Source organism: Eubacterium coprostanoligenes, assembly GCF_900167205.1.
Lineage (GTDB): Bacteria > Bacillota > Clostridia > Oscillospirales > Acutalibacteraceae > Eubacterium_R > Eubacterium_R coprostanoligenes.
In genome coordinates, this window is sequence record NZ_FUWW01000010.1 from 45,885 (window position 1) to 68,456 (window position 22,572).

The 22,572-nt window shown below is 40.9% G+C and carries 25 protein-coding genes; 16 read left to right on the forward strand and 9 right to left on the reverse strand.

Annotated features, from left to right (window positions below):
- Positions 1–45: 45 nt before the first annotated feature.
- Positions 46–825: a YoaK family protein gene (locus B5D29_RS05375; protein ID WP_242941751.1), complete on the reverse strand. Its 780-nt coding sequence runs from the start codon at positions 823–825 to the stop codon at positions 46–48.
- Positions 826–1,010: 185 nt separating this feature from the next.
- On the opposite strand from B5D29_RS05375, the gene B5D29_RS05380 reads away from it, so the two are divergent.
- On the forward strand, positions 1,011–2,105 hold the full coding sequence (locus tag B5D29_RS05380; protein WP_078768556.1) for a metallophosphoesterase family protein: 1,095 nt from the start codon (positions 1,011–1,013) through the stop codon (positions 2,103–2,105).
- Between the two features lie 40 nt (positions 2,106–2,145).
- Here the strand turns inward: B5D29_RS05380 and hisC are convergent, their stop codons facing one another.
- Entirely contained in the window at positions 2,146–3,207 is a 1,062-nt protein-coding gene (gene hisC, locus B5D29_RS05385; RefSeq protein WP_078768557.1) for a histidinol-phosphate transaminase, read from the reverse strand.
- A 157-nt stretch (positions 3,208–3,364) separates the two neighbouring features.
- Here hisC and ylxM point away from each other — a divergent pair, with 157 nt between their 5' ends.
- The 7 genes from ylxM (at position 3,365) to B5D29_RS05420 (ending at position 7,500) form a co-directional block, all read left to right on the forward strand.
- Positions 3,365–3,730, forward strand: a complete 366-nt coding sequence (gene ylxM / locus B5D29_RS05390) for a YlxM family DNA-binding protein (RefSeq protein ID WP_078768558.1) — start codon at positions 3,365–3,367, stop codon at positions 3,728–3,730.
- A gap of 4 nt (positions 3,731–3,734) precedes the next feature.
- Positions 3,735–5,132: a signal recognition particle protein gene (gene ffh, locus B5D29_RS05395; RefSeq protein ID WP_078768559.1), complete on the forward strand. Its 1,398-nt coding sequence runs from the start codon at positions 3,735–3,737 to the stop codon at positions 5,130–5,132.
- A 75-nt stretch (positions 5,133–5,207) separates the two neighbouring features.
- Positions 5,208–5,450, forward strand: a complete 243-nt coding sequence (gene rpsP, locus B5D29_RS05400; RefSeq protein ID WP_078768560.1) for a 30S ribosomal protein S16 — start codon at positions 5,208–5,210, stop codon at positions 5,448–5,450.
- 39 nt (positions 5,451–5,489) lie between these two features.
- On the forward strand, positions 5,490–5,723 hold the full coding sequence (locus B5D29_RS05405; protein WP_078768561.1) for a KH domain-containing protein: 234 nt from the start codon (positions 5,490–5,492) through the stop codon (positions 5,721–5,723).
- A 92-nt stretch (positions 5,724–5,815) separates the two neighbouring features.
- The gene (rimM, locus tag B5D29_RS05410) at positions 5,816–6,325 is read left to right on the forward strand and encodes a ribosome maturation factor RimM (RefSeq protein WP_078768562.1); all 510 of its coding nucleotides are present in this window, start codon (positions 5,816–5,818) and stop codon (positions 6,323–6,325) included.
- Positions 6,315–7,058: a tRNA (guanosine(37)-N1)-methyltransferase TrmD gene (gene trmD, locus B5D29_RS05415; RefSeq protein ID WP_078768563.1), complete on the forward strand. Its 744-nt coding sequence runs from the start codon at positions 6,315–6,317 to the stop codon at positions 7,056–7,058. The genes rimM and trmD overlap by 11 nt, the downstream gene beginning before the upstream one ends.
- Positions 7,059–7,236: 178 nt before the next feature.
- Positions 7,237–7,500, forward strand: coding sequence for an HPr family phosphocarrier protein (locus tag B5D29_RS05420; protein WP_078768564.1), 264 nt, complete (start codon positions 7,237–7,239; stop codon positions 7,498–7,500).
- A gap of 116 nt (positions 7,501–7,616) precedes the next feature.
- On the opposite strand, the gene B5D29_RS05425 is transcribed toward B5D29_RS05420, so the two are convergent.
- The 5 genes from B5D29_RS05425 to B5D29_RS05445 all read right to left on the reverse strand — a co-directional run bounded on the left by B5D29_RS05425 (position 7,617) and on the right by B5D29_RS05445 (position 12,796).
- Complete coding sequence (locus B5D29_RS05425; protein WP_078768565.1) at positions 7,617–8,177, reverse strand: ATP synthase subunit B family protein; 561 nt, start codon at positions 8,175–8,177, stop codon at positions 7,617–7,619.
- Positions 8,170–8,664, reverse strand: coding sequence for a pantetheine-phosphate adenylyltransferase (gene coaD, locus B5D29_RS05430; RefSeq protein ID WP_078768566.1), 495 nt, complete (start codon positions 8,662–8,664; stop codon positions 8,170–8,172). The genes B5D29_RS05425 and coaD overlap by 8 nt, the downstream gene beginning before the upstream one ends.
- 5 nt (positions 8,665–8,669) lie before the next feature.
- On the reverse strand, positions 8,670–9,206 hold the full coding sequence (gene rsmD / locus B5D29_RS05435; RefSeq protein ID WP_078768567.1) for a 16S rRNA (guanine(966)-N(2))-methyltransferase RsmD: 537 nt from the start codon (positions 9,204–9,206) through the stop codon (positions 8,670–8,672).
- A 74-nt stretch (positions 9,207–9,280) separates the two neighbouring features.
- The gene (gene uvrC / locus B5D29_RS05440; RefSeq protein ID WP_242941752.1) at positions 9,281–11,101 is read right to left on the reverse strand and encodes an excinuclease ABC subunit UvrC; all 1,821 of its coding nucleotides are present in this window, start codon (positions 11,099–11,101) and stop codon (positions 9,281–9,283) included.
- Between the two features lie 33 nt (positions 11,102–11,134).
- Positions 11,135–12,796, reverse strand: coding sequence for an alpha-1,3-galactosidase-related protein (locus tag B5D29_RS05445; RefSeq protein ID WP_078768568.1), 1,662 nt, complete (start codon positions 12,794–12,796; stop codon positions 11,135–11,137).
- Between the two features lie 184 nt (positions 12,797–12,980).
- Here B5D29_RS05445 and B5D29_RS05450 point away from each other — a divergent pair, with 184 nt between their 5' ends.
- Together B5D29_RS05450 and B5D29_RS05455 are read left to right on the forward strand one after the other, a co-directional pair.
- Positions 12,981–14,396 (forward strand): acetyl-CoA hydrolase/transferase family protein, encoded by a 1,416-nt coding sequence (locus B5D29_RS05450; protein ID WP_078768569.1) that lies wholly within the window; start codon positions 12,981–12,983, stop codon positions 14,394–14,396.
- 133 nt (positions 14,397–14,529) lie between these two features.
- Complete coding sequence (locus B5D29_RS05455) at positions 14,530–15,435, forward strand: 2-oxo acid dehydrogenase subunit E2 (RefSeq protein ID WP_078768570.1); 906 nt, start codon at positions 14,530–14,532, stop codon at positions 15,433–15,435.
- Positions 15,436–15,490: 55 nt separating this feature from the next.
- Here the strand turns inward: B5D29_RS05455 and B5D29_RS05460 are convergent, their stop codons facing one another.
- Positions 15,491–15,817 carry a DUF4363 family protein gene (locus B5D29_RS05460; RefSeq protein WP_078768571.1) on the reverse strand — a complete coding sequence of 109 codons (327 nt, stop codon included), beginning with the start codon at positions 15,815–15,817 and terminating at the stop codon, positions 15,491–15,493.
- On the reverse strand, positions 15,814–16,488 hold the full coding sequence (locus B5D29_RS05465) for a DUF421 domain-containing protein (protein WP_078768588.1): 675 nt from the start codon (positions 16,486–16,488) through the stop codon (positions 15,814–15,816). The genes B5D29_RS05460 and B5D29_RS05465 overlap by 4 nt, the downstream gene beginning before the upstream one ends.
- Positions 16,489–16,564: 76 nt before the next feature.
- Here B5D29_RS05465 and B5D29_RS05470 point away from each other — a divergent pair, with 76 nt between their 5' ends.
- From B5D29_RS05470 to B5D29_RS05490, 6 genes are all read left to right on the forward strand, one after another.
- Entirely contained in the window at positions 16,565–18,016 is a 1,452-nt protein-coding gene (locus B5D29_RS05470) for a spore germination protein (protein ID WP_159443406.1), read from the forward strand.
- Complete coding sequence (locus B5D29_RS05475) at positions 18,009–19,052, forward strand: GerAB/ArcD/ProY family transporter (protein WP_078768573.1); 1,044 nt, start codon at positions 18,009–18,011, stop codon at positions 19,050–19,052. The genes B5D29_RS05470 and B5D29_RS05475 overlap by 8 nt, the downstream gene beginning before the upstream one ends.
- Positions 19,033–20,151, forward strand: coding sequence for a Ger(x)C family spore germination protein (locus B5D29_RS05480; protein WP_078768574.1), 1,119 nt, complete (start codon positions 19,033–19,035; stop codon positions 20,149–20,151). The genes B5D29_RS05475 and B5D29_RS05480 overlap by 20 nt, the downstream gene beginning before the upstream one ends.
- Positions 20,151–20,288, forward strand: a complete 138-nt coding sequence (locus tag B5D29_RS08700) for a hypothetical protein (RefSeq protein WP_159443407.1) — start codon at positions 20,151–20,153, stop codon at positions 20,286–20,288. The genes B5D29_RS05480 and B5D29_RS08700 overlap by 1 nt, the downstream gene beginning before the upstream one ends.
- 95 nt (positions 20,289–20,383) lie before the next feature.
- Complete coding sequence (locus B5D29_RS05485) at positions 20,384–21,751, forward strand: citrate synthase (protein WP_078768575.1); 1,368 nt, start codon at positions 20,384–20,386, stop codon at positions 21,749–21,751.
- A gap of 22 nt (positions 21,752–21,773) precedes the next feature.
- A complete protein-coding gene (locus B5D29_RS05490; protein ID WP_078768576.1) occupies positions 21,774–22,565 on the forward strand; it encodes a hypothetical protein in 792 nt (263 codons plus the stop codon).
- The last annotated feature ends 7 nt before the right edge of the window (positions 22,566–22,572 follow it).

The following is a 22,572-nucleotide window of genomic DNA, read 5'->3' on the forward strand; positions in this document are numbered from 1 at the left end:
ATAAAATTAAGTGCTTCCTCTGTTTAGGGGAAGCACTGTTGTTTTTTAATCCATATGTGTGTTTGTTTTTTGGGGGTTGGTGTTCGGTTCTTTTTGCTTGATTTCTTCTTTGCTCTTTCTGCCGTTCTTGCTGTTTCGTTTTTCGTTGAGTTCCAAATCAATGAACATCATAAAGAAACTGATTGTCAGCAATGCACAGCATACCCAAATTGCTTTTACACCGAGTTGCTTTGTTATAACACTGCCGAGACCCGCACCGATTGCAAACACGCCGATAACGCTGAAATATACAATTGCCTTTTCTCTGATTTTTTTGTCCTTGTACTGAAAATATGCAAACAGCGAAACAATTGCACTTCTCATATTTCCTATGCACATTGTGGATGCGTAAACCTGGCCACGAACCTTGTGGAATGTTTGCACCTGCATTGCGCATACAAATGAAACAAGAGCATTTGCAAGTGCGTTGTGTTTTTGTGAAATGAACCCAACAGAAAACAAAAGCACAATTTCGCAAAGAATAATGATTTGTCGCCAGTGTATTTTTTCAAGATATTTGAAATAGTAATGTACATGCTCCGCAACATATGTGCCCACCATAAATGATATTAACGGCACCAAATATCTCACACAACTTTTGAATTCGCCTTGAAAGAGGTGTGAACTCATCAAAACAATGTTTCCCGTTTGAGCGTTTGCAAAAACCTTATCTCTGCACATATATGTGTAGGCATCTTGAAATCCGCCTGAAAGCACAACAAATATTGCTGTTATGAACGAATCGGACATCTGTGATATTTTCACTTTTTCAAAAAACGATTTCATCTTTTATTCCTTCGTTTATTTTTTGTCAAAATGATTATATCACAGGTAATTTTTGTGTTCAATAAATTGTTGCCTTTTTTGTCAAGTTTAACAAATTTTCCAAAAAAACCTACATATTAGCATAATTTTTGACTATATAATTGCACTTTGTTTTTATTTATGTTATTATTATTTTTGGTGATTATATGACATTAAAATTTAATAACGGAAAATTCAGAATACTTATGATAGCCGACACCCAAGAGGGCGCAAAGGTTAATTCAGATACAATCAAACTTATTGAGGCTTCTCTCGACAGAAGTCAACCGGATTTGGTTATTTACAGTGGTGACCAAATTTGGGGTAAGCACAGTTTTAAGGGAGATGCCAATAAGGTAAAAGAGGTGCTCTCAATTCTTGTTGAGCCTGTTGTAAAACGCAAAATTCCTTTTGCAATATGTTTCGGCAATCACGACAGACAGGTCGGACTTACAAACGAGGAGCAGTTTGAGATTTACAAAACCTTTGAGGGCTTTGTCGGTGAAAGTGATGACGGTGTTGACGGAGTCGGCAACCATTGCTTCGAGATTAAGGACGGCGATGAAGTTAAGTTCCTGCTTTATACAATCGACAGCCACAGCAATCTCAAGGTAGGCTATGACTGTGTGCACGAAAATCAGATTGATTGGTATCGAGCAATTCGTGACAGCTATGAGCAAAAACTCGGCAAGGTTGTGCCGAGCGTTGTTATTCAGCATATTCCTGTGTGCGAGGTCTTTGACCTGCTCAAAAAGGTTAATTTCACAAAGCGTGGCTCTGTAAGAGGATTCAGAACTCACGAGGGCGAATACTTTGTACTCAAAAAGGATAGGGTAAACAAGGAAGCGTTTATGAAAGAATCTCCTGCCGACCCACAGGTTAACAGCGGAGAATTTGACGCTATGTGCGAAAAAGGCGATGTAAAGGGTATTTACTTCGGTCACGACCACAATAATTCCTTTAACGGCGAAATCAACGGCGTAGATGTTGGCTACACTCAAGGCGCAGGCTTCAATGTTTACGGTCCGGGTATGGACAGAGGTACAAGAGTTATCGACCTTTTCACTGACGGACATATTGAAACCTATGATATGCGTTATAAAGATATTGTCGGCAGAAAAGTGGACAATCCGCTCAAGTATATCATTATGCAACTTTGCCCAACCAATACTTTTGATGCCGTAACCCGTATTGTCAAAGCGTTTGTTACAATCGCAGTTATTCTCGTTATTATTCTTTTGCTTACAATGTTTTTAAAATAATTTAACCTCACGGATACGCTTTTGCATCCGTGAGGCTTTTTTATTGCTCGATATAATCCTTGACTCCTTGCAGGAATTTGTCCATTTCTTCGTCTGTGCCGATAGTTATACGCACATATTTGTTGATTCTCGGCTGGTTGAAGTATCTGATAAATATCTTTTTCGTCTTTAGGTACTCAAACATATCTTTGATGTCGAGCTTGTCATTCGTTGCCATAATAAAGTTTGTTTGAGAATCAAGAACCTCAAAGCCGAGTGACCTCAATTCATCGGTAACTCTCTGCCTTGTCGCTTTAATCATTGCAACGGTTTGGTTGAAGTATTCAACATCGTTCATCGCTTCAACACCAATTGCTATTGAAAGTGCGTCAACCGTGTATGAATTGTAGCTGTTCTTCACCGCTTCAAGGGTGTTTATCAGCGTTTCACTGCCGATTGCAAAACCGATTCTTATTCCCGCAAGGCTTCTCGATTTTGAAAATGTGCCTGTAACAAGCAGGTTTTCGTATTTCTTTGTGAGCGGTACGCTTGTTTCACCGCCAAAATCACAATACGCCTCGTCAATGATAACAACGCAGTCTTGATTGAAGTTGAGGATCTTCTCCACAAATTCCGTGCTCTCGCCGAGCGAAGTCGGGGCGTTCGGGTTCGGAATAACTACACCGCCGTTTTCTGCCTTGTAGTCATCGGCGTTAATTCTGAAATTCTCATCAAGTTTCGGGTTCGTGTATTCAATGTTGAAAAGACTGCACCAAACAGGATAAAAACTGTATGTGATGTCGGGGAAAGCAATAGGCTTGTCGCTGTTGAAAAACGACTGAAACGCAAGTGCCAAAACATCGTCCGAGCCGTTGCCGACAAAAACATTTTTTGCCTCAACACCGTAGAAATTTGCAATAGCCTGCTTCAACGGCATACTGTCTGCCTGCGGATAAAATCGCAGTTTGTCCGTGTCAAAATTTTTCAGAGCCTCAACAGCTTTGGGTGATGGGGGATATGGATTTTCGTTTGCGTTAATCTTCACAATATCCTTGTCCTTGCTTTGTTCACCAGGTGTGTACGGCTCAATATTTCTCAAATTGTTTTTCCATAAATCATTCATTCTTATCACCTTTTAACATATTAGCACATTAAAGCGCTAAATGCAATATAAAAAACAAAAATTTTCTCTTGACATTGGGGCGTGCTTTATGTATAATATCATTGCTGTAAAGAACAAATACTTTACAAAGGCAAAATACTTTACAGGGAGGGTTCGTATGGCTAAAAATCTTGAGATTTCGTACCTTTTGGATTTTTACGGTGAATGCTTAACAGAAAAGCAGAGAAGCTTTATTGACTTCTATTATAACGACGACCTCTCTTTGTCAGAAATCGCAGAGAACGAAAATATCACCCGTCAGGGTGTGCGTGACGCTATCAAAAGGGCAGAAAACACTCTTATTGATTTGGAAAACAAGCTTGGCTTTGCAAAGAAAAGCTCGGAGCTTACCAAATGCCTGAATGACATCAGCGAGTGTGCGGATCAAATCTATGATTTCAACCTCACCACAAATGTGTCAAAGGATATCAATGATAATGTCGCAAAAATTAAGGCTCTGTGTGAATATCTAAATAGGATGTGATTACTTGGCATTTGAAGGACTCAGCGAACGCCTTGAAAATTCATTTAAAAAACTTCGTGCCAAGGGTAAACTTACCGAGGCAGATGTTAAGGAAGCTATGCGTGAGGTGCGACTTGCACTTCTCGAAGCCGATGTAAACTACAAGGTAGCAAAAGAATTCACCAACAAAGTTACCGAGCGTGCTATCGGTGACGATGTTATGGAAAATCTGACACCGGGTCAGATGGTTATCAAGATAGTTAACGAGGAACTCACCGAACTTATGGGTGGCACAGAATCCCGTCTTTCTATCGCAAAACACCCACCAACTGTTCTTATGATGTGCGGTTTGCAAGGTTCGGGTAAAACAACTCATTCCGGCAAACTTGCCCTTAAACTTAAAAAAGACGGTCACAGACCGCTTCTTGTAGCCTGTGACGTTTATCGTCCGGCTGCTATCAAACAGCTTCAGGTTGTCGGCTCACAGATTGATGTTCCTGTGTTTGAAATGGGCACAATCAATCCTGTCAACATTGCCGAGGAGGCTGTAAAGCATGCTAAAGACCACGGCTACGACTATGTTATCATAGATACCGCAGGTCGTTTGCATATTGATGAAGCTCTTATGGAGGAGCTTCAGAATATTCGCTCAACGGTTCACCCAAATGAGATTTTGCTCGTTATTGACGCAATGACAGGTCAGGACGCAGTAAATGTTGCAAAGAGCTTTAATGAGTCGCTCGGTATTGACGGCGTTATTCTCACAAAGCTTGACGGTGACACCCGAGGCGGTGCGGCGCTTTCTGTTCGTGCCGTAACAGGCAAGCCAATCAAATTTGTCGGCACAGGCGAAAAACTTGAAAATCTTGAGGTTTTCCATCCGGCAAGAATGGCGTCCCGTATTCTCGGTATGGGCGATGTGCTTTCGTTTATCGAAAAAGCCGAAATGGCTCTTGATGAAAAGAAAGCGGCAGAGCTTGAAAAGAAACTCGCAAAAAACAAATTCGACTTTAATGACTTGCTTGATCAGTTTGAGCAAATCGAGCGTATGGGTTCACTTAAGGACACAATCAAGATGATTCCGGGTATCGGCAAGCAAATTAAAGATGAAGATATAGACGAAAGGGCATTTGACCGTTTGAGATGTATCATTTACTCAATGACAAAGCAAGAACGAGCAAATCCTGAAATTATCAATCCATCTCGCAAACGCCGTATTGCGGCAGGTTCGGGCACAAGCATTGAAGATGTCAACAAACTTATGACACAGTTCAAGCAAATGCAAAAGATGGTTAAGCAGGTCGGCGGTCGCAAAGGACCAAAGGTTAGCAAAAAGATGCGTCGCTTGATGCAACAAAATCCTGAAATGGCTCAAAAAATGATGGGTCAAACAGGTGGCAACAATAATCCGTTCGGATTTTAACAAATCGTATTAACCCAATTAAGTTTTTTATAAATTTGGTTGATAATTATAACTATATATTTGGAGGTAAGAAAAATGGCAGTAAAAATCAGACTTCGCAGAATGGGTGCAAAGAAGGCTCCTTTCTATCGTGTAGTAGTTGCAGATTCAAGATATCCTCGTGACGGTCGTTTCATCGAAGAAATCGGAACATACAACACAATGGTTGACCCGGCTGAAATTAAGATTGACGCTGATAAAGCTAAGAAGTGGATTGCAAACGGTGCTCAGCCAACTGACACAGTTAAGTCAATTCTCAAAAAAGAAGGCATTCTTTAATCTTGCATCAAAACAAGATTATAGTAGGAGGTGTTTTCTTTGGAGGAATTGTTGATATCCATTACAAAGGGTCTTGTTGATGATCCAACCAAAGTTTCCGTTGATATTGACGAGCCAAACGAAGAAGGCGTAACAGTTTATCATCTTCATGTTGCAGAGGGTGATATGGGCAGAGTTATAGGCAAGCAGGGCAGAATAGCCAAGGCTATCCGTGTTGTAATGCGTGCCGCAGCTACCCGCAATGATGCAAAAATATCAATCGAAATTGATTAATCCTAAAATCCCGTGCAAAACACGGGGTTTTTCTTTTGTATAATTTGTTTGCATAACATAAAAACTTATGTTATATTAATATCGGTGATAAAATGAAACAGTATTTGGAAATAGGAAAAATAAATAACACTCATGGCTTGCGTGGTGAAGTAAAAATGCTTATGTGGTGCGATGATATTGACTACATCAAGCAGTTGAAAACAGTGTATCTTGATGATGAGGGCAAAAAGCCGTTAACTCTCTTGTCGGCTCGTCAGCAAAAGAATGTCGCTATTCTTAAATTTGCCGAAATCACAACTATTGACTCGGCAGAAGAACTGAAAAACAAGGTTTTGTACTGCAACAGGGACGATGCCGTTATTGATGACGATGCTCATTATTTGGCAGATATTATCGGCTGTGCCGTTGTTGATGTTGACACAAACGAGGAATACGGCAAAATTACAGATGTCCTCAATTACGGCGCAAGTGATATTTATGATGTTGAACGGAACGGCAAGCACACTTTGATTCCGGCCATTGATGATGTTGTTGTTGAGATTGACACAGAAAATCAGACTGTTCGCATAAAACCGATGAAAGGACTTTTTGATGAGGATTGATATAATGACGCTTTTCACCGATATGTGCGATAGCGTGCTCGGTGAAAGTATTATCGGCAGAGCAAGAAATGCAGGCAAGGTGGAAATTAACACCGTTGACATCCGTGATTATACCAAGGATAAGCACCGCAGAGTAGACGACAAGCCTTATGGCGGCGGAATGGGTATGATTATGGCACCACAGCCTATATATGATTGTTTTAATGCTATTTGTGATGAAATAGGGGCAAAACCGCACCTTTTGTATATGACTCCGCAAGGCAAAACTCTCACTCAAGACAGAGTCAAGGAACTTGCACAGATGGATAATATAGCCATTTTGTGCGGTCATTATGAGGGCATTGACGAGCGTGTAATAGAGGAACTTCAGCCGGAGGAAATCTCAATAGGCGACTATGTTCTCACCGGTGGTGAATTGCCCGCTCTCATCGTTGCAGACAGCATTTCCCGTATGCTTCCGGGTGTTCTTTCGGATGATGAATGTTTTGAGGACGAAAGCCATTTTAACTCGCTTTTGGAATATCCGCAATACACCCATCCTGCCGAGTGGAACGGTAGGGAAGTGCCGGAGGTTTTGCTTTCCGGACATCATCAAAATGTTGATGCTTGGCGCAGACAACAGTCTATCAAAAGAACTTTTGAACGCAGACCCGATATGCTCGAAAATGCAGAGCTTTCAAAGAAGGATAAATTGTATCTTTCAGAACTTAAAGCAAATGAAAAACATAGCTAAAGTTTTTGTTAAATCTGCACAAATAAAGTGATTTTTTGTTGGCTATAATTAAGTAGATAAACGAAGTTTGTTTTTTTAAGTTGACGATTGCAAAAATAGTGATATAATACCATTGTAAAGTTAAATAATTAAGTAGTGAAATACTGCTATGTTTTAAGATTAGTTGAGAGGTAATATTATGTTCGTAAAAGATGTAACTGTTGAAAATCAGGTTGGCTTGCATGCTCGTCCTGCAACCTTCTTTATCCAAAAGGCTAACGAATTTAAGTCATCAATCTGGGTAGAAAAGGAAGAGAGAAGAGTTAACGCAAAGTCACTTTTGGGCGTTCTTTCACTCGGCATTATGGGTGGCACAGACATTAGAATTATTGCAGACGGCTCTGATGAGGAAGAAGCAGTAGAAGGTCTTGTAGCACTTGTAAAGAGCGGTTTTAACGACTAATTCTACAATAACAAAACGGTACGATTTTGATTGTTGTACCGTTTTTTATTTTGCTTGATAGATAAAAAATAAAAGCGGTAAAGATTTTTGTCTTTACCGCTTTGTTTCGTTTTGGATTAGCCCTCTTTGTGCTGTGCGTTTGAGATACCCTGACGGATTCTGCGAACGTCTGTAAGTGCCTTGTAGAGTGCATCGTCAATTGAAAGGAGAGTGTCGTCTGCATAGTTGTTAACAGCTGTGAGCATCTCTCTTGACTTGTTTTGAGCTGATGTAACCATCTCGTTTGCCTGTGTTGTTGCGTTGCTCAAAATCTCGCTTGCTTGGTTTTGAGACTCGGTTACCATCTGCTTGCCTTGCTCATTTGCCTTTGCAATGATGTCGGCAGCTTCAGCCTGTGCAGTCTTTGTGATTTCATCCTTGGCAACAAGCTCTCTTGCTTCTTCCTGTGCCTTCTTGATGATCTCTGCAGCTTCTTTCTTTGCCTCTTCAAGAATTGTGTTTCTTGAGTCAACAATAGCCTTTGCCTGCTTTGTTTCCTGCGGTGTGTTGAGTCTGATGTCCTCAATAATAGTCTTTATTTTATCAACATCAACAGCACACTTTTTAGAAAGCGGAATGGATGTAGCGTCATCAAGCACATCCTCAAGATCTTCAAGTAAAATATCGGTATTAGTCATTTTGTTGATCTCCTTTGCATCTTTTATAAATATCGTTTATTATTTCTTTCGGAACGAATGAAGAAATATCCCCTCCGAGGGTACAAACCTCTTTTACCATACTTGATGACAAAAACATATTTTTGCCTTCAGAAGTTAAAAATATAGTTTCAACCTTTGGGTAAAGTGATTTGTTTGTAAGCGCCTGCTGGAATTCGTATTCAAAATCCGACATAGCACGCAAGCCCTTAACAATTGCGACTGCGCCTTTTTGTTCTGCATAGTTAACCAAAAGACCGTCGTATGTATCAATTTTTACATTTTTGGAATGTACTGTCCTTTTTAGCAGGTCAATGCGTTCCTCAATAGTAAACAGTGATGTCTTTTTTGACTTGTTGCTCATTACCAAAACGATAACTTCATCAAATAATTCGGCTGCTCGCTCAATAATGTCAAGGTGTCCAAGGGTTACGGGATCAAAACTTCCCGGACAAATTGCAATCTTCATTTTCGCTAACCCTTTCTGTAATAGGTGAGCAATGTCTTGCCATATTTTTTTTGCTTTGAGATTTGCCAAGAATTAACTTCTTGCGGAAGCTCCTCGTCTTTGGCAGTTTCGCAAATAATCACGCCGTCCTCGCTCATAAGGTTTGTAAGGCTTGGCAAGCAATCCACAACAAGATTTTGGTGATACGGCGGGTCTAAAAATGCAATGTCAAAGTTGTCTTTTTTCATCAAAAAGCTCTTTGCTTCCGAAAAAACCAAATTGGCTTTGTCGGCAATTCTGCATCTTTCGAGGTTGCCCTCGATGATTTTGTATGCGCTTCTGTTGCTTTCAACAAAGGTGCACACTCTTGCTCCTCGTGAGAGTGCCTCGATTCCGAGCTGACCCGAGCCTGCAAAAAGGTCAAGCACTTTTCTGTTCTCTATCTCAAATTGAATAGAGCTGAACAGCGCTTCTTTTGTGGCTTGTGTTGTTGGTCTTGTGACTTCGTCACCGCTCAAGGTTTCAAGATTTCGTCCTCTTAAAGAGCCTGTAATTACCTTCATAAAAACATTTCCTTAATTTTTTACTATTATATTATACAGATACAACTGCTTTTCGTCAAGTTTTCTTTTGTATTTTAATCATTTCTGTAATATTGATAGACACTTTCTGCGTTTGCTTTCGATATTCCGCTAACCTCTGAAAGTTCCTCAACGCTTGCTTCTTTGATTGCAGAAATTGTTTTAAACTGCTTCATAAGTGCTTTCGCCTTTTTTTCTCCTATGCCGTCAATCTTTAGCAGGGAGGAGGTAAACGATGATTTTTGGTGTTTTTTGTGGTGGTAGGTGATTGCAAATCTGTGCACCTCTTCTTGTATGCGTGACACAAGGGTGAATGCACTTCTGTGCGAATTTATTTCGATTTCGCCACCGTCATATGCTATTGCTCTTGTTCTGTGCTTGTTGTCCTTGACCATACCAAAGACAGGCACATCAATGTTCATTTTTGCAATAACCGGGAGCACAGCGTTGACCTGCGGTTGACCGCCGTCAAGCAAAATTAAATCAGGCAAAATTTTAAATGTACTTTCGTCATCGTCTTCGTAGTAATGCTTGAATCTGCGTTCCAAAATTTCGTTCATTGAGCCGACATCGTTTTGCCCGTCAAAGCCTTTTATGGCAAATCTCTTGTATGCTTTTTTCATCGGTCTGCCGTTGTGGAACACAACCATTCCCGCAACATTGTCTGCGCCGAATGTGTGCGAAATATCGTAGGATTCAATATATTCGGGAGGCTTCGGCAAACCCAAAAGTTCCGCAAGTTCTTCAAGTGCGGCAAATTCCTTTCCGAGTCTGCCTTGGTTTTGTGCAAGGTGTTCGTTTGCATTTTTGATGCATAGGTTAACAATCGACAGATGCTCGCCCTTTTGCGGATGTATGAATTCAAGCTTCTTGCCACGCTGACTTTCAAGATATTCGTGCAAAAGTTCTTCTTCAAGTATATCACCGTCAACGGCTATTCTGCCGGGAATGTCTGAACGCATAGAATAATATCTTTCAATCAAGTCAAATCGTGCTTCCGCAAGGTCGTCAACGCTGTCAATTATCCAGTGCTCGCTGTCAACAAGTTTGCCGAATTTGAAACGAATAACCTCAAAACAAGCCTTTTTGTTGGAGTTGACAAGTGCAAAAACATCCTCTTCCGGAACATTGATTGACACTACTTTTTGCTTTTCTTCAAGGTTGCGGATTGCCTTTATTCTATCTCGGAGTTTTGCGGCTTTTTCAAATTCCATCGCTTCGGAATATTCGTACATTCGCTTTTCCATATCCTCAACGGATTTGATTGCTCCGCCCTTTAAAAAAGCTATTGCATCGTTGATTGAGGCTTGATAATCCTCCTTGGATATTCTGCCGTTGCACGGTGCGGAACAAATGCCCATAAATCCGTTCAGGCACGGACGGGATTTGTTGTAGTCCTTTGGGAATTTCTTGTTGCATTGCGGAAGTTTGAATATTCTCAAAGTTTCTTCAACCGCATTTTTTACCGAGAAGTTAGAAACAAACGGACCGATGTATGTTGCTCCGTCATCAAGCACTTGTTTTGCTTCGCTGATTTTTGGGAATTCTTCTTTTGTGATTTTGATGTAGTTGTAGCCCTTGTCGTCTTTTAAAAGAATGTTGTATTTTGGTGTGTGCTGTTTGATGAGCGAACATTCAAGCACAAGAGCTTCGAATTCTGTGTCGCACAAAATGTAGTCAAAATCATCAACATTTTCAACCATTCTTATTACCTTGAGTGAATGATTTGTGTGCGAGCCGAAGTAGGAAGAAACACGGTTTTTGAGAGCCTTTGCCTTGCCGATGTATATTATTTTTTTGTCCTTGTTTTTCATAATATACACGCCGGGATTGAGTGGCAATGCCATTGCTTTTTTTCGCAATTCTTTTTCTGTCAAGGTGTATCCTCCTTTCGATTTTGTTTTGCTATTTTATTTGCTTTTTTTGCAACAAGAGGTCACAACCCTTGATGAACCGTTAAATGTGTTGCTGTAAATGTCAAGGTTTGTAACGCCCTTTGCTCTGATTGGCACATCTCTGCCAACAAGGAAGTAGTTGCTGCGGATTGTGATGTTTTCGTGCACCTTGCTGTTCATTTTGCCAAATGTGATTGGCTTGATGAGAATAGCAGGGCATTTTGAATAAATAGATGGTGAAAGCAAAAACTTGTTTTCATATATCTCAACATCTCTTACAGGACCGCTTTCGTACCAAAACATTGAGTCGTCACTGATGAAAATATGAGCCATTTGACTGTGCTTGAAAATGTTGTGATGAATTCTGACCTTGCCCGATGTTGTGCAGAGAATATCTCTTGTCGGAATAGCGGTGAATACACAATCGCTGATTTCAACATTTGGACAGTAGGTCTTGTTTTCAATAACAATATTTGATTGATGAAGATGCTTTTCGCCGATGTTTTGCGGAAGTGTTTCGTTGAATGTTACCTTGCAGGTTTTGCCCTCAAGGTCATCAACAACAGCCTTAACTGTGAAGTCACCCGGAAGTTCGTTGAGATTTGTACGACGGTAGAATTTTGCCTTGTCGCCCGGATAGAAGTTTTTGTGACCGCCTTGCTGATTGTGCACAAATTCAAAAACTGCTGTGTGGTCGTCAACCTTTTCTTTGAATCTCATAAATGAGCCGTGAATGTTGATGCAGTCATCGTGTGCGTGTGAAAAATAGCTGTTTGTGATTGTGACATCACCCTTGCATCCGCAAATATGGATGAGGTCGGCAAATGATGATACAATGTGGTCTTTGTCACCCTTAAATGTGATGTGGTCAAAGCTCATATTTTCACACATTTGAGAGAGCCAGGCAAATCCTGCCATATAGTTTACGGTGATGTTTGTGCTTTTAACATTTGCACATTCGCCAAAGAATATACCGCAGGTGTTTCTGTTCTTGTTTGTTTGGTTTGTGAGAATGTCGCCAACCTTGAAGAACTTGTTTACTCTGTACTTTATTTCAAGTTCGGTTGCACTTAAACGCTTCATTGATTTGATGCCGGAGAAAACACCCTTTTGGTTTGGAATACGGTATACAGTGTTGCCGTCTGCACCGTGGTATACACCGTTGTATGAGTTTTCATCGTTTCTGAACTCCCAATAATTCTTCTTTGTGTATGGGCTTTGTTCAAAGAAAACAACTGTGTTCTTCTTTGTGTCGTCTATGTACCAAAGCTGTGAACTCGGAAGTGAGAATTTGTATGTCTTGCCTTTTTTCTCGATTACTTTAAGTTCCGAGCAGTTTGGACTTGCATAGCGGATTGTCAAATTGTTGATGTTTACATTTTGGCAGTTAATCATTCCTAATGAGCATATGTCACCGTGGATAACAAGTGTTGCACCGTTGCCCTCAATGTTAAAGTTCTTTTTGTTCTCAATAAACATTCCAAAGTATTTTTTTGGATTTTTGAAACTGTCTGTGTTTGTAAAATGAATATAACGCTCCTGGCTGAAATCTTTAAAAAGGTGATATTCCTTGTTTTCAAAAACGAGGGTATCGCCGTCATTCAAATCTTTTATAGCTTCCGTAAGAGGCACTGAAAAGCAGTTGGCACTGCCGTATTTGTCTACCTTGATTTCCATATTTTTTGTTTCCTTTCAAATCAAAACAGGCAATTATACAAAATGGTGAATTTGCACAGTTTTCGTATATCAATATATACAATAATAACAAATATAGGCTGTTCGTTCAACTATTTATTGACGAATTTTTTCAAATATTGTATCATTTATTAGAACAAACTATAAAGAGGGAGCTGATAATGATATGACTTGGCAGGAGATATATCAATCAAAGCTTACCACCGCAGAGGAGGCTATCAAGCTAATTCATGACGGTGACAAGGTCGTAACAGGTTTTGCTTGTGGCGAACCTATACATATTGAGCGTGCGTTGGCAGCTCATTACAAGGACTACAAAGATGTTGAAATTGTAACAATGCTTACTCTTATTGAAAGCCCGTGGTCTATGCGAGAATTCAAGGGGCATATAAAACTCAACACTCTTTTTGCGTCAAAGTCCACACGAGCAGGAATCAACAGCGGTGACAGCGAATTCACCACCTCTCATTTTTATGAAATTCCTGATATTATTCAAAATTATATTTGCCCGAGAGTGTCGATAGTTATGGTTTCACCTCCGGATGAACACGGTTATGTTTCGTTTGGCACAACTGTTGACTACACAAAGGGTACAACCGATTATTGCGAAGTCGTTATTGCACAGGTCAACAAGTGTATGCCTCGTACCTTTGGCAACAGCATAAAGCATGTTCGTGATTTCACTTGCTTTGTTGAGTTCGATGAGGAACTTCCTGAAGTTGTTAGCGGTGAGCCAAGTGCAATTGATATGGAAATAGGCAAAAACTGTGCTTCTCTTATCAATGACGGTGATTGTTTGCAACTTGGTATCGGTGGAATTCCAAATGCCGTATGCGTCCAGCTTACAGATAAAAAAGATCTCGGACTTCACAGCGAACTTGTTGGTGACGGCGTTGTTCCGTTGCTTGAAAGCGGTGTTATTAACAATAAGAAAAAGCAAACTAATGTCGGCAGAACAGTGCTTGGTGCGGCATTTGGTTCAAAAATTCTATGCGATTATATCAATGATAATCCATCGGTTGAACTACATCCGATTGATTATGTAAACAACCCTATTGAAATTGCTAAAAATGACAATATGGTGTCTATCAATTCTTGCTTGCAGATTGACCTTTTGGGACAAGTTGTGTCCGACACAATCGGTCTTTCGCAGTTTTCTGCGGTAGGCGGTCAGGTTGACTTTGTAAGAGGTGCAACAATGTCAAAGGGCGGTCGTTCAATCATCGCTATGCCGTCAACTGCAAAGCACGGCACGGTTTCACGCATTGTTCCGCTCATCACAGAGGGCAGTGCTGTCACAACTCCAAGAAATGATGTCAATTATGTTGTAACGGAATACGGCATTGCACAACTTAAGGGCAAAACTCTCAAGGAGCGTTCCAAGGCTCTTATTCGTATTGCACATCCGTCTTTCAGACCGTATCTTATGGAAGAATATCAAAAGCGTTTTTCCGAAACTCCGTTCACAGATGAGGAAATGAAAAGTTTTAAGGATACCATTGCGGAGATAATTCAAACAAAAAGAGAAGAATTCCATTCCACTATTGAACAGAAAATAGACAAGTTGATTTCAAAAAAGTAATGTAAAATATAGCGCAGATAAGCGTAAAGTTTTTGTAAAATTTATTTGTGCTATATTGTTTTTTTGTGTTTTTTGTGATAAAATATACATAACTTTTGTGGAAAAAACTAAAAGGACTTATAAGGAGGATAAAATGGCAATTTCCAAATCTACTCATTTCGGCATTGCAAGAAAAATTGTGTCGAATATGACCGCTCAAAGTTGGGAAGAAATTCCACATGCAGGGTTGGTTTATGAGCCTGAGGTTACTGCTTTTCTTGCGGAGTGTAAAAAGCTTAACGAAGGCTGTACTGACAAATCAAAGAAAATCACTATCAACACTGTTATGATGAAGGTTATTTGCGAGGGACTTAAGGTTGCCCCAAAGATGAATGCTCACCTTGAATTCAACCGCAAACTTGTTCGTGGTTGCCTCCACGAATTTGACCATGTTGATGTTTCTATGCCGGCACTTTTGCCAAACGGTGAAATGATGACACTCAATATGCACGATATGGGCAACAAAACTCTCACGGAAATGACTGCCGCTATTCATGACAGCTTGCGCAGAGCAAGCAATACCGACCTCAACGAAGTTATGTATGAGGTGTCACTCGACAACACTCTTCAAGGCTTGAAGCAGGGCAAGGTTCTTCAGGCTATTCGCCGTCTTTACGGTTCAAAGACAGGCAAGCATAAAGTAAAAACTCTTTCGGGTCAGGCAAAGAAGGATTATTATTCTATTCCAACAACCGAAAGACTTACAAAGCATGATATTGAACAAGGCACAATCACAATTTCAAATCTCGGCTCAATCAAGCGTGATTTCAGAGGCAGTTGCACATTGCTCGAGATCATTCCGCCACAGGTTGTTGCCATTGCAATCAATTCATCACAGCAAAAACCTATTGTTGTTGACGGTGAAATAAAGGTTGGCACAGTTATGCCTCTTTCAATTTGCATGGACCACAGAGCACTTGATTACGGAGATATTGTTCCGTTCTTCAACAAACTTGATGAGATTTTTGCTCACCCTGAAATTATCCAAACTTGGAAATAAACAATAGTCTAAATACACTAAAACCGCAAACGATTGTCTGCGGTTTTTTCTTGTGCTAAAAAATATTTGAAAGTGTAATTCTTTGGTTCTCGTGGTATGCGTAGGTCAACGCTCGTATTTCTGCGAGAGCCTCTTTTTGTTTTTCACCGCTTTTGCTGTCCAATTGCTCAATGCTCACCGCCAAATCGTCTACCATATCGTGCTCCGAAAAAATGTAGATAACATCATTTTTCTTTTTCCACAATTCCTTTATTCCGTCAGCATCCTCGTGCTCGGTCATATACACCACCTTGTCGCAAAAATCCTCAATATATATTTGTTCGTATGTGCACAACCCTGCCGAAATTATCAACAAGGCAACCGCAATCCAAATCCTTTTCATTGCTCCTCCTTTGCAACGATGTATGCCGTGCCGTCATTTTTGATTGTCATAACAAGAATGTTTTGAGGTTGTTCGCCGTTTGAAATTGCAATCAGCTTTGCTTCGTTTTCGTCAATGTTCACATTGCCAAAGCAGTCTGCAACCGCCTTTCCGTCAACAATTGCAGTAATCGGCACTTGTGCACCTTCCGTTTTTATTCCCATATCTTTTGGCGTCAGCGGAGCATACTCGGACTTCTTTTGAACAGATACAACTCCGTTTGTTTCTACTATTGCATTTGCAACCTGCGAAATGTCAAATACTCCTGCCTGCCTGACTGCGTCTGTCAAATCATCAATGGTGAATCGTAGTTTCGTCAACTCGCCTTGCTGAATTTTTCCGTCTTTGATGATGAATCTCGGCTTACCCTTTATCAGCGCCCTGAATTTGATTGATTTCATCGAAAGCGTGGAATTGATGATTTCAAAACTGATGAATATCGCAATCGGTATCAGCGAATTTGCAAGTGGCATACCGTTGTTTTCGAGTGGAACGGTTGCAACCGCACTGATAAGTATGGTTATAACAAGCTCTTGCGGATTCAGTTCTCCGATTTGTCGCTTGCCCATAACTCGCATTGCCACGGTTATAAAAATGTAAATGATTATTGCTCTCAATAATGTTATAGACATATACTCACCAAAATTAAGTTATCCTCATTTTTGCATAATATACATAAATCATTTCATAATAAAAACGGTGATTATTATGAAGTTGTTTGATGATTACGAGCTTAATTTGCTGACATTCAAGGATGATTTCAAAGATTCTTCGGATTTTTTATTGAAAGAACTGAAAACGAAAAATTCAAGAATGTTTCTTGCCTGTATGGACGGACTTGTTAATTCGTTGTTGCTCAGTCAAATGATTGTTGAGCCGATTTGTGATTTTGACAAAAAATGCGAAAGTCCTAGAGAATATCTTGAACTTCTCCAAACGCAGATTGTTCATTGCCCGGAGCAAAACGAGGTCACAACCTTTGATGACGCTTATTATTTTTTGATGTCGGGCTTTGCTGTTGTTGTGATTGAGGGATGCTCAACCGCACTTGCATTTGGCGTGCAGGGTTGGAGCAGACGAGATACTTCCGAACCGTCAACCGAGGCAAATGTAAAAGGTGCAAAGGAGTGTTTTGTCGAAACTCTGAATGACAACAAAGCACTGCTTCGTAAAAGACTCAAAACCTATCATTTGAAGCAAAAACAGTTGAGCCTCGGCAACAGTGCACGCACTCCTGTTGCAATTTGCTATATTGATGATAGGGCAGACAAGACTATTGTTGATGAGGTAGAAAAACGACTGAAAGAGGCGGATTTCAACACCGTTCTTGATTACGGCGAACTACTGCCGTTTATTGATTCGGATGTAAAAAGTTTCTTTTCTTGTGTCGGCACAACTGAACGCCCCGATGTTTTGGCATCTAAACTGCTTGAGGGCAGAGTGGCTGTTATGGTTGAGGGCACACCATTTGTGATGTACACTCCGTATCTGTTTTCGGATAATTTTTCATCACTTGATGATTACGACAATCCGCCGTTTTATTCAAGTTTTATACGGATCATCAAGTACGGTGCGTTTATTGTTTCGGTGTTCTTGCCGGGTTTGTTTGTTGCGGTCGGCACATTTCATCAGGAGCTTATTCCGCCAAATCTGCTGTTCTTGATTGCAACAAACGAGGCAACAACACCGTATACCTTAACCGTGGAAGCTGTTTTTGTGCACCTGGTGTACGAGATAATGCGAGAAGCGGGATTGAGATTGCCCGATAGTATCGGTCACGCAATTTCAATTATCGGTGCAATAGTCATCGGTGATGCGGCGGTGTCGGCAGGTATAATCGGTGCACCGATGCTGATTGTCGTTGCAGGCACGGCTATATCGTCATATGTGATTTATCCGCTGTATGAAAGCCTTGCCGTCATCAGAATTATATTTATTATTATTGGCGGAGTTTTTGGGATTTACGGTCTTATGCTTGGTGCGGCAATGTTGTTTTGCAATATCTGTTCGCTTAATCCGTTTGGTGTTCCGTATTCGTCACCGCTGTCACCGCTCACAAAAACAGCGCTTGTTGATGTCCTGTTCAGAGGTGGCTGGCGCAGACTTGTAAAACGCCGTGTCCGTGTCACAAATTTGGAAGGGGTGTCTGTTGATGATTGATGCAAAAAGAGGCAAAATATCACCCCGACAGCTCTTTTGCATATTCTTTGTGTCAAGAATTGTTGTGTCGCTGACCTATGTTCAGTCGGTGTCTGTCGGCAAGTTTGACACCGATGTTCCCATCAGTTTTGCTCTTTCTATGCCACTTACTTTCTTGATGTCCGTTCCCGCCGTTTTGTGCGTAAAAAAGAAGAAATCACCGCAGTTTTCATCAGCACTTGGTATTGCATATTTGCTGTATTTTCTGTTCTTTTCGTCACTCACGGTGGAACGATTTGCCTATTTTGCAACAACAAAAATGAACCCCGAAAGTCCTATGCTTATGTTCATTATTTTGGCTTTTGTTGCAGTGTGCTACGGTGCATATTTGGGCATTGAACCGCTTGGCAGATTTGCTTCTCTGTGCGGAACTTTGCTCGCTGTTGTTATCGCTGTGGTGCTTATTTTTAATATCAAAAATTTTGATTTTGTTAATTTCTTCCCTATGATGCAAAACGACACAAAACACTTTTTGATGAATTGTGCACTGTTCACTTGCAATTGCATTGAACCGATTTTGCTTTTAACCTTGTCGGATAAGACTAACGGCGACAGCATAAAGCCATATTTTTCAGGGCTTGGCTGTGCATATGCAGGAGTGTTTTTGCTGTTATTGTTTTGTTCGGGAGTTCTCGGCAACAGTGCCGATTTGCAGTCGTTTCCGATATACACCTTGTTTCAGATGGCTTCGGTTAACGATATGTCAAGGCTCGATATTCTTCACACTTCGTTTTGGATTTTTGCCGTGTTTTTGAAAACCGCCGTTATGCTGTTTTGTGCAAGCACGCTGATAAAAAAATACAGCCACAAGACAAAGGTGCTTGTGCTTTCCGGCGTTTCGTTGCTCGGTTCGGTGTTTTTTGATAAGGTCCTCGGTATGCGGATTGCCGAAGTGTCCAAATATCTTACGGTCGGTATGTTTTTGGCTTTTGCGGTCGTTGCTCCGCTTTGTATTTTGATTTTTGACAGGAGAGAAAATGTTGAGAAAAATATCTAAAATAATACTGTTGCTTTTGTTGGTTGTACTTCTTTTTTCGGGTTGCAGCGACAGCTTGTCCGAAATGTCGGTGGTGCAGGGTGTCGGTGTTGATAAAACTCAAAAAGGCGTTAAGGTTTCTGTTCAGTATCTTGATTTGACAAAGGGAAGCGGAACAACCGAAAATTTTGGCGGAAATATTACATCTGTTGCTTTTGGCACCGCAGGGAACATCAGCAAGGCTGTGTCAAAAACTTCTGCCAATATTTCAAGTCCTGTGTTTTTTGGGCAAAACAAGGTTATTGTTTTTGGCAATGATTATGCACAAAACGGACTTGAAAATGTTGTTGACTACACCTTGCGTGCGGTTGACAGTCGCCCCGATGTATTTGTTGCGTTGAGCAAAACCACCGCCGAGGATGTTATGAAATCCTCCGAACACAGAACAAAAGTGCCTGTTCAGGAAATTTATGATATGCTCAAAACAGGCGAAGAAACAGGACTTTCCTGCGCTGTTACGGTAAAGGATTTGCAAAATCACTTTTTGTCGGAAACTTCCGATGTGTATTTGCCTGTACTTTCAACTCACAACAACAAAACAAGCCTTGACGGAATAGGAATTTTCAGCAAAGGCAAATATGTTCAAACTCTTGATGAAACCGATACGCTCGGTTTTTTGCTTGTCAATGATAAGGTTAAAACCGCAACGGTAGTCCTCAAGGATAAAAAGTTCGGCAAGGTGGGTGTTGAAGTCACAAATATAAGAGTAAAAAACACTGCCTATTTTGATGACGGAGTGAAGTTTTGCTCTCGAATAAAGTTCGATATAAATTTGAACGACCTCGAACGAGGCGTTGCTTCAAAGGTGACCGATGCCGATATTAAACGCATTGAAAAACTTGCAAAGAAGAAAATTCAAAAAATCGCTTTGAGTGCGATTCGCTCCTGTTTTGAGAAAAAATCCGACCCGTTTTTTGCGGGCAAACTTCTTTCGCGATACAGCTTTGATTATTACAAAAAGCATATCAAAACTTGGAGGGATGAACTCTCCGAGATTGATATTTCGGTCACCGCTTATCCAAAGTTTAGCCTCGTCAACGGCAACTACACAAGAAAGTGATGCACGAGTTAAATAGGGTTACAAGCTCGCTTCCGTTCGAGGCGGGCTTTATCAGCGTCAGCATAGGCAACAGTAGGGTTGCAAAGAAGATTATTGCAAACAAAATCACGGCTCTTTTCAATTTACACGCTCCTTGACATAAATTTTATTATTTAGTATAATATATTTTAAAAATGGTTTTTTATGCATTGCATATAACCGTATTCTGAATTTATCGAAAGGAGAAGTTAAGATGGGCACACAATATATTTCATCAGTTTCTCAGGATTATATTTCAGGTTTGTGCGGCGAACTTGAAAAGAATAACATTATTAAACCCGGCGATTTTCAAAAATATCGTGTAAAACGCGGACTTCGTAACCCTGACGGTACAGGCGTTATGGCAGGTCTTTCCCATGTTTCGTCCGTTGAGGGTTATTATATTCTTGATAATGAGCGTATCCCTAAAGAGGGTAAACTCTCATATCGAGGTTATGACATTAAAGATATAATCGCCGATTGCGTAGCCGATGACAGATTCGGTTTTGAAGAGGTCGTTTGGCTTCTTATTTTCGGCAGTCTGCCGTCAAAGGACCAAATTGCGGAAATCAGAGAGGTTCTCGGTAAAAGCCGAGCTTTGCCGGATGAATTTATCGAAGATATGATTATGAAGCATCCGTCAAAGGATATTATGAACAAGATGGCACGCTGTGTCATGAGCCTTTATTCTTATGACGAAAATCCGGATGATATTTCAACGCCTAATGTTCTTCGTCAGTCGCTTCAACTTATCGCACAGTTTCCTACAATGATGAACTCGGCATATCAAATAAAGCGCAGAGCGTTTTATAATAAGTCGATGTATCTTCATCCTATCAAACCGGAACTTTCAACCGCAGAGTCGATTTTGCGTCTTCTCCGCTCGGACAAGAAGTACACCGATGAGGAAGCAAAACTTCTTGATATTTGCCTTATGATTCATGCAGACCACGGCGGCGGTAACAACTCAACATTTTCCACCCGTGTGCTCACATCAAGCGGTACGGATACATATTCTGCAATCACGGCAGGTCTCGGTTCTCTCAAAGGTCCCCGTCACGGCGGAGCTAACATCAAGGTTGCTCACCAAATGGAATATATTATGGAAAATCTTGATGATTCAACAGATGACAAACAAGTCAGAGATATGCTTGCAAGAATAATGAAAAAAGAAGCAGGCGACGGTTCGGGACTTATCTACGGTATGGGTCATGCTGTTTATACACTTTCCGACCCAAGAGCCGTTATTCTTAAAAGAAGTGCCAAAAAGCTTGCCTTTGACCACGGCTTTGAAAAGGAATTTATGACTCTTGACGCTATTGAGCGTCTTACTCCGCAGGTATTTGCCGAAATTAAGGGAGTGGAAAAGACGATGTGTGCAAATGTCGATTTGTACAGCGGACTTGTTTACAGAGTTCTCGGTATTCCCGAAGATTTGTATACTCCGCTTTTTGCAACGGCAAGAGTTGCGGGTTGGTGTGCTCACAGACTTGAGGAGCTTACCACATCATCAAAGATTATGCGACCTGCATACAAGAGCGTAACAAAGTACAGAGCGTACACACCGCTTGAACAACGCTGATTTTGATTGGAAATGGGGGAGAATGGTGAAAATCGGATATTCTCAAATATCGTTGCTTTCGTTTTTGATTGCAATAGTTCTAAAAGCAGTATCCGTTTTTGCTGTTGATTGTACGGCTGTGTCGGTTGGCTTTTTTGTTGCCGTACTTTTGGGGCTTGTCCTTATGGGTATTGACGCTTGTCGTCAAAAGCATTTCGCTCCCGCATTTGTTTTTGAAAACAAATTTCATTTGTCCTTTTGGGCAGTTCTCGGCAGTGTCGGGTTCTTTGTTGATTTCGTTTCCGATTCGCTTCGTCTGTATGGTATTGTAAAAGACGGAGACTACAATTTCGTTGTCGGTGCCGTAACGGTCGGATTTGAGGGTGCATTTGCCATCATCAGCTCAATTTGTATGATTATGGTGGCGCTGTCGTTTGTCAAAAATGCACGGTATGATTTCAGAGAACTGAAATTGCTCAATGTTTTTCCGCTTTTGTGGGCGGTGCTGAAGGGTGTTGCCCTTTTGTCGCAAATCGAGCATAATTTTTCTTTGACCGAAACCGTAATGTATTTGACGGTGATTTCCGCTATCGGTGCGTTTTACTTTTTCGCCAAAGAGGTGGACAACAAAAAGGGTGCGTTTGCATCCTCTGTTTTCTCGTTTGAGGTGTACGGCTTTTCGGCAACGCTCTATTTTGTGTGTCAAGTGCTCGATGCCGTTTCGGATGCGTCGTTGATTGACGAGGGCTTTGTCCTGTCGTGCACGGCTTTTTTGACGGGTGCGTTTGTGTATTTTCTTGAAAAGAGCATCCGACATTATACAAAATTAGATTAGAGGTAGA

What these genes read in the sequence shown, in the direction of transcription:
- B5D29_RS05375 (WP_242941751.1), bottom strand. Translation starts at nt 825, where the DNA reads ATGAAATCGTTTTTTGAAAAAGTGAAAATATCACAGATGTCCGATTCG.
- B5D29_RS05380 (WP_078768556.1), top strand. Translation starts at nt 1,011, where the DNA reads ATGACATTAAAATTTAATAACGGAAAATTCAGAATACTTATGATAGCC.
- hisC (WP_078768557.1), bottom strand. Translation starts at nt 3,207, where the DNA reads ATGAATGATTTATGGAAAAACAATTTGAGAAATATTGAGCCGTACACA.
- ylxM (WP_078768558.1), top strand. Translation starts at nt 3,365, where the DNA reads ATGGCTAAAAATCTTGAGATTTCGTACCTTTTGGATTTTTACGGTGAA.
- rpsP (WP_078768560.1), top strand. Translation starts at nt 5,208, where the DNA reads ATGGCAGTAAAAATCAGACTTCGCAGAATGGGTGCAAAGAAGGCTCCT.
- rimM (WP_078768562.1), top strand. Translation starts at nt 5,816, where the DNA reads ATGAAACAGTATTTGGAAATAGGAAAAATAAATAACACTCATGGCTTG.
- trmD (WP_078768563.1), top strand. Translation starts at nt 6,315, where the DNA reads ATGAGGATTGATATAATGACGCTTTTCACCGATATGTGCGATAGCGTG.
- B5D29_RS05420 (WP_078768564.1), top strand. Translation starts at nt 7,237, where the DNA reads ATGTTCGTAAAAGATGTAACTGTTGAAAATCAGGTTGGCTTGCATGCT.
- B5D29_RS05425 (WP_078768565.1), bottom strand. Translation starts at nt 8,177, where the DNA reads ATGACTAATACCGATATTTTACTTGAAGATCTTGAGGATGTGCTTGAT.
- coaD (WP_078768566.1), bottom strand. Translation starts at nt 8,664, where the DNA reads ATGAAGATTGCAATTTGTCCGGGAAGTTTTGATCCCGTAACCCTTGGA.
- rsmD (WP_078768567.1), bottom strand. Translation starts at nt 9,206, where the DNA reads ATGAAGGTAATTACAGGCTCTTTAAGAGGACGAAATCTTGAAACCTTG.
- B5D29_RS05445 (WP_078768568.1), bottom strand. Translation starts at nt 12,796, where the DNA reads ATGGAAATCAAGGTAGACAAATACGGCAGTGCCAACTGCTTTTCAGTG.
- B5D29_RS05450 (WP_078768569.1), top strand. Translation starts at nt 12,981, where the DNA reads ATGACTTGGCAGGAGATATATCAATCAAAGCTTACCACCGCAGAGGAG.
- B5D29_RS05455 (WP_078768570.1), top strand. Translation starts at nt 14,530, where the DNA reads ATGGCAATTTCCAAATCTACTCATTTCGGCATTGCAAGAAAAATTGTG.
- B5D29_RS05460 (WP_078768571.1), bottom strand. Translation starts at nt 15,817, where the DNA reads ATGAAAAGGATTTGGATTGCGGTTGCCTTGTTGATAATTTCGGCAGGG.
- B5D29_RS05465 (WP_078768588.1), bottom strand. Translation starts at nt 16,488, where the DNA reads ATGTCTATAACATTATTGAGAGCAATAATCATTTACATTTTTATAACC.
- B5D29_RS05470 (WP_159443406.1), top strand. Translation starts at nt 16,565, where the DNA reads ATGAAGTTGTTTGATGATTACGAGCTTAATTTGCTGACATTCAAGGAT.
- B5D29_RS05475 (WP_078768573.1), top strand. Translation starts at nt 18,009, where the DNA reads ATGATTGATGCAAAAAGAGGCAAAATATCACCCCGACAGCTCTTTTGC.
- B5D29_RS05480 (WP_078768574.1), top strand. Translation starts at nt 19,033, where the DNA reads ATGTTGAGAAAAATATCTAAAATAATACTGTTGCTTTTGTTGGTTGTA.
- B5D29_RS08700 (WP_159443407.1), top strand. Translation starts at nt 20,151, where the DNA reads ATGCACGAGTTAAATAGGGTTACAAGCTCGCTTCCGTTCGAGGCGGGC.
- B5D29_RS05485 (WP_078768575.1), top strand. Translation starts at nt 20,384, where the DNA reads ATGGGCACACAATATATTTCATCAGTTTCTCAGGATTATATTTCAGGT.
- B5D29_RS05490 (WP_078768576.1), top strand. Translation starts at nt 21,774, where the DNA reads ATGGTGAAAATCGGATATTCTCAAATATCGTTGCTTTCGTTTTTGATT.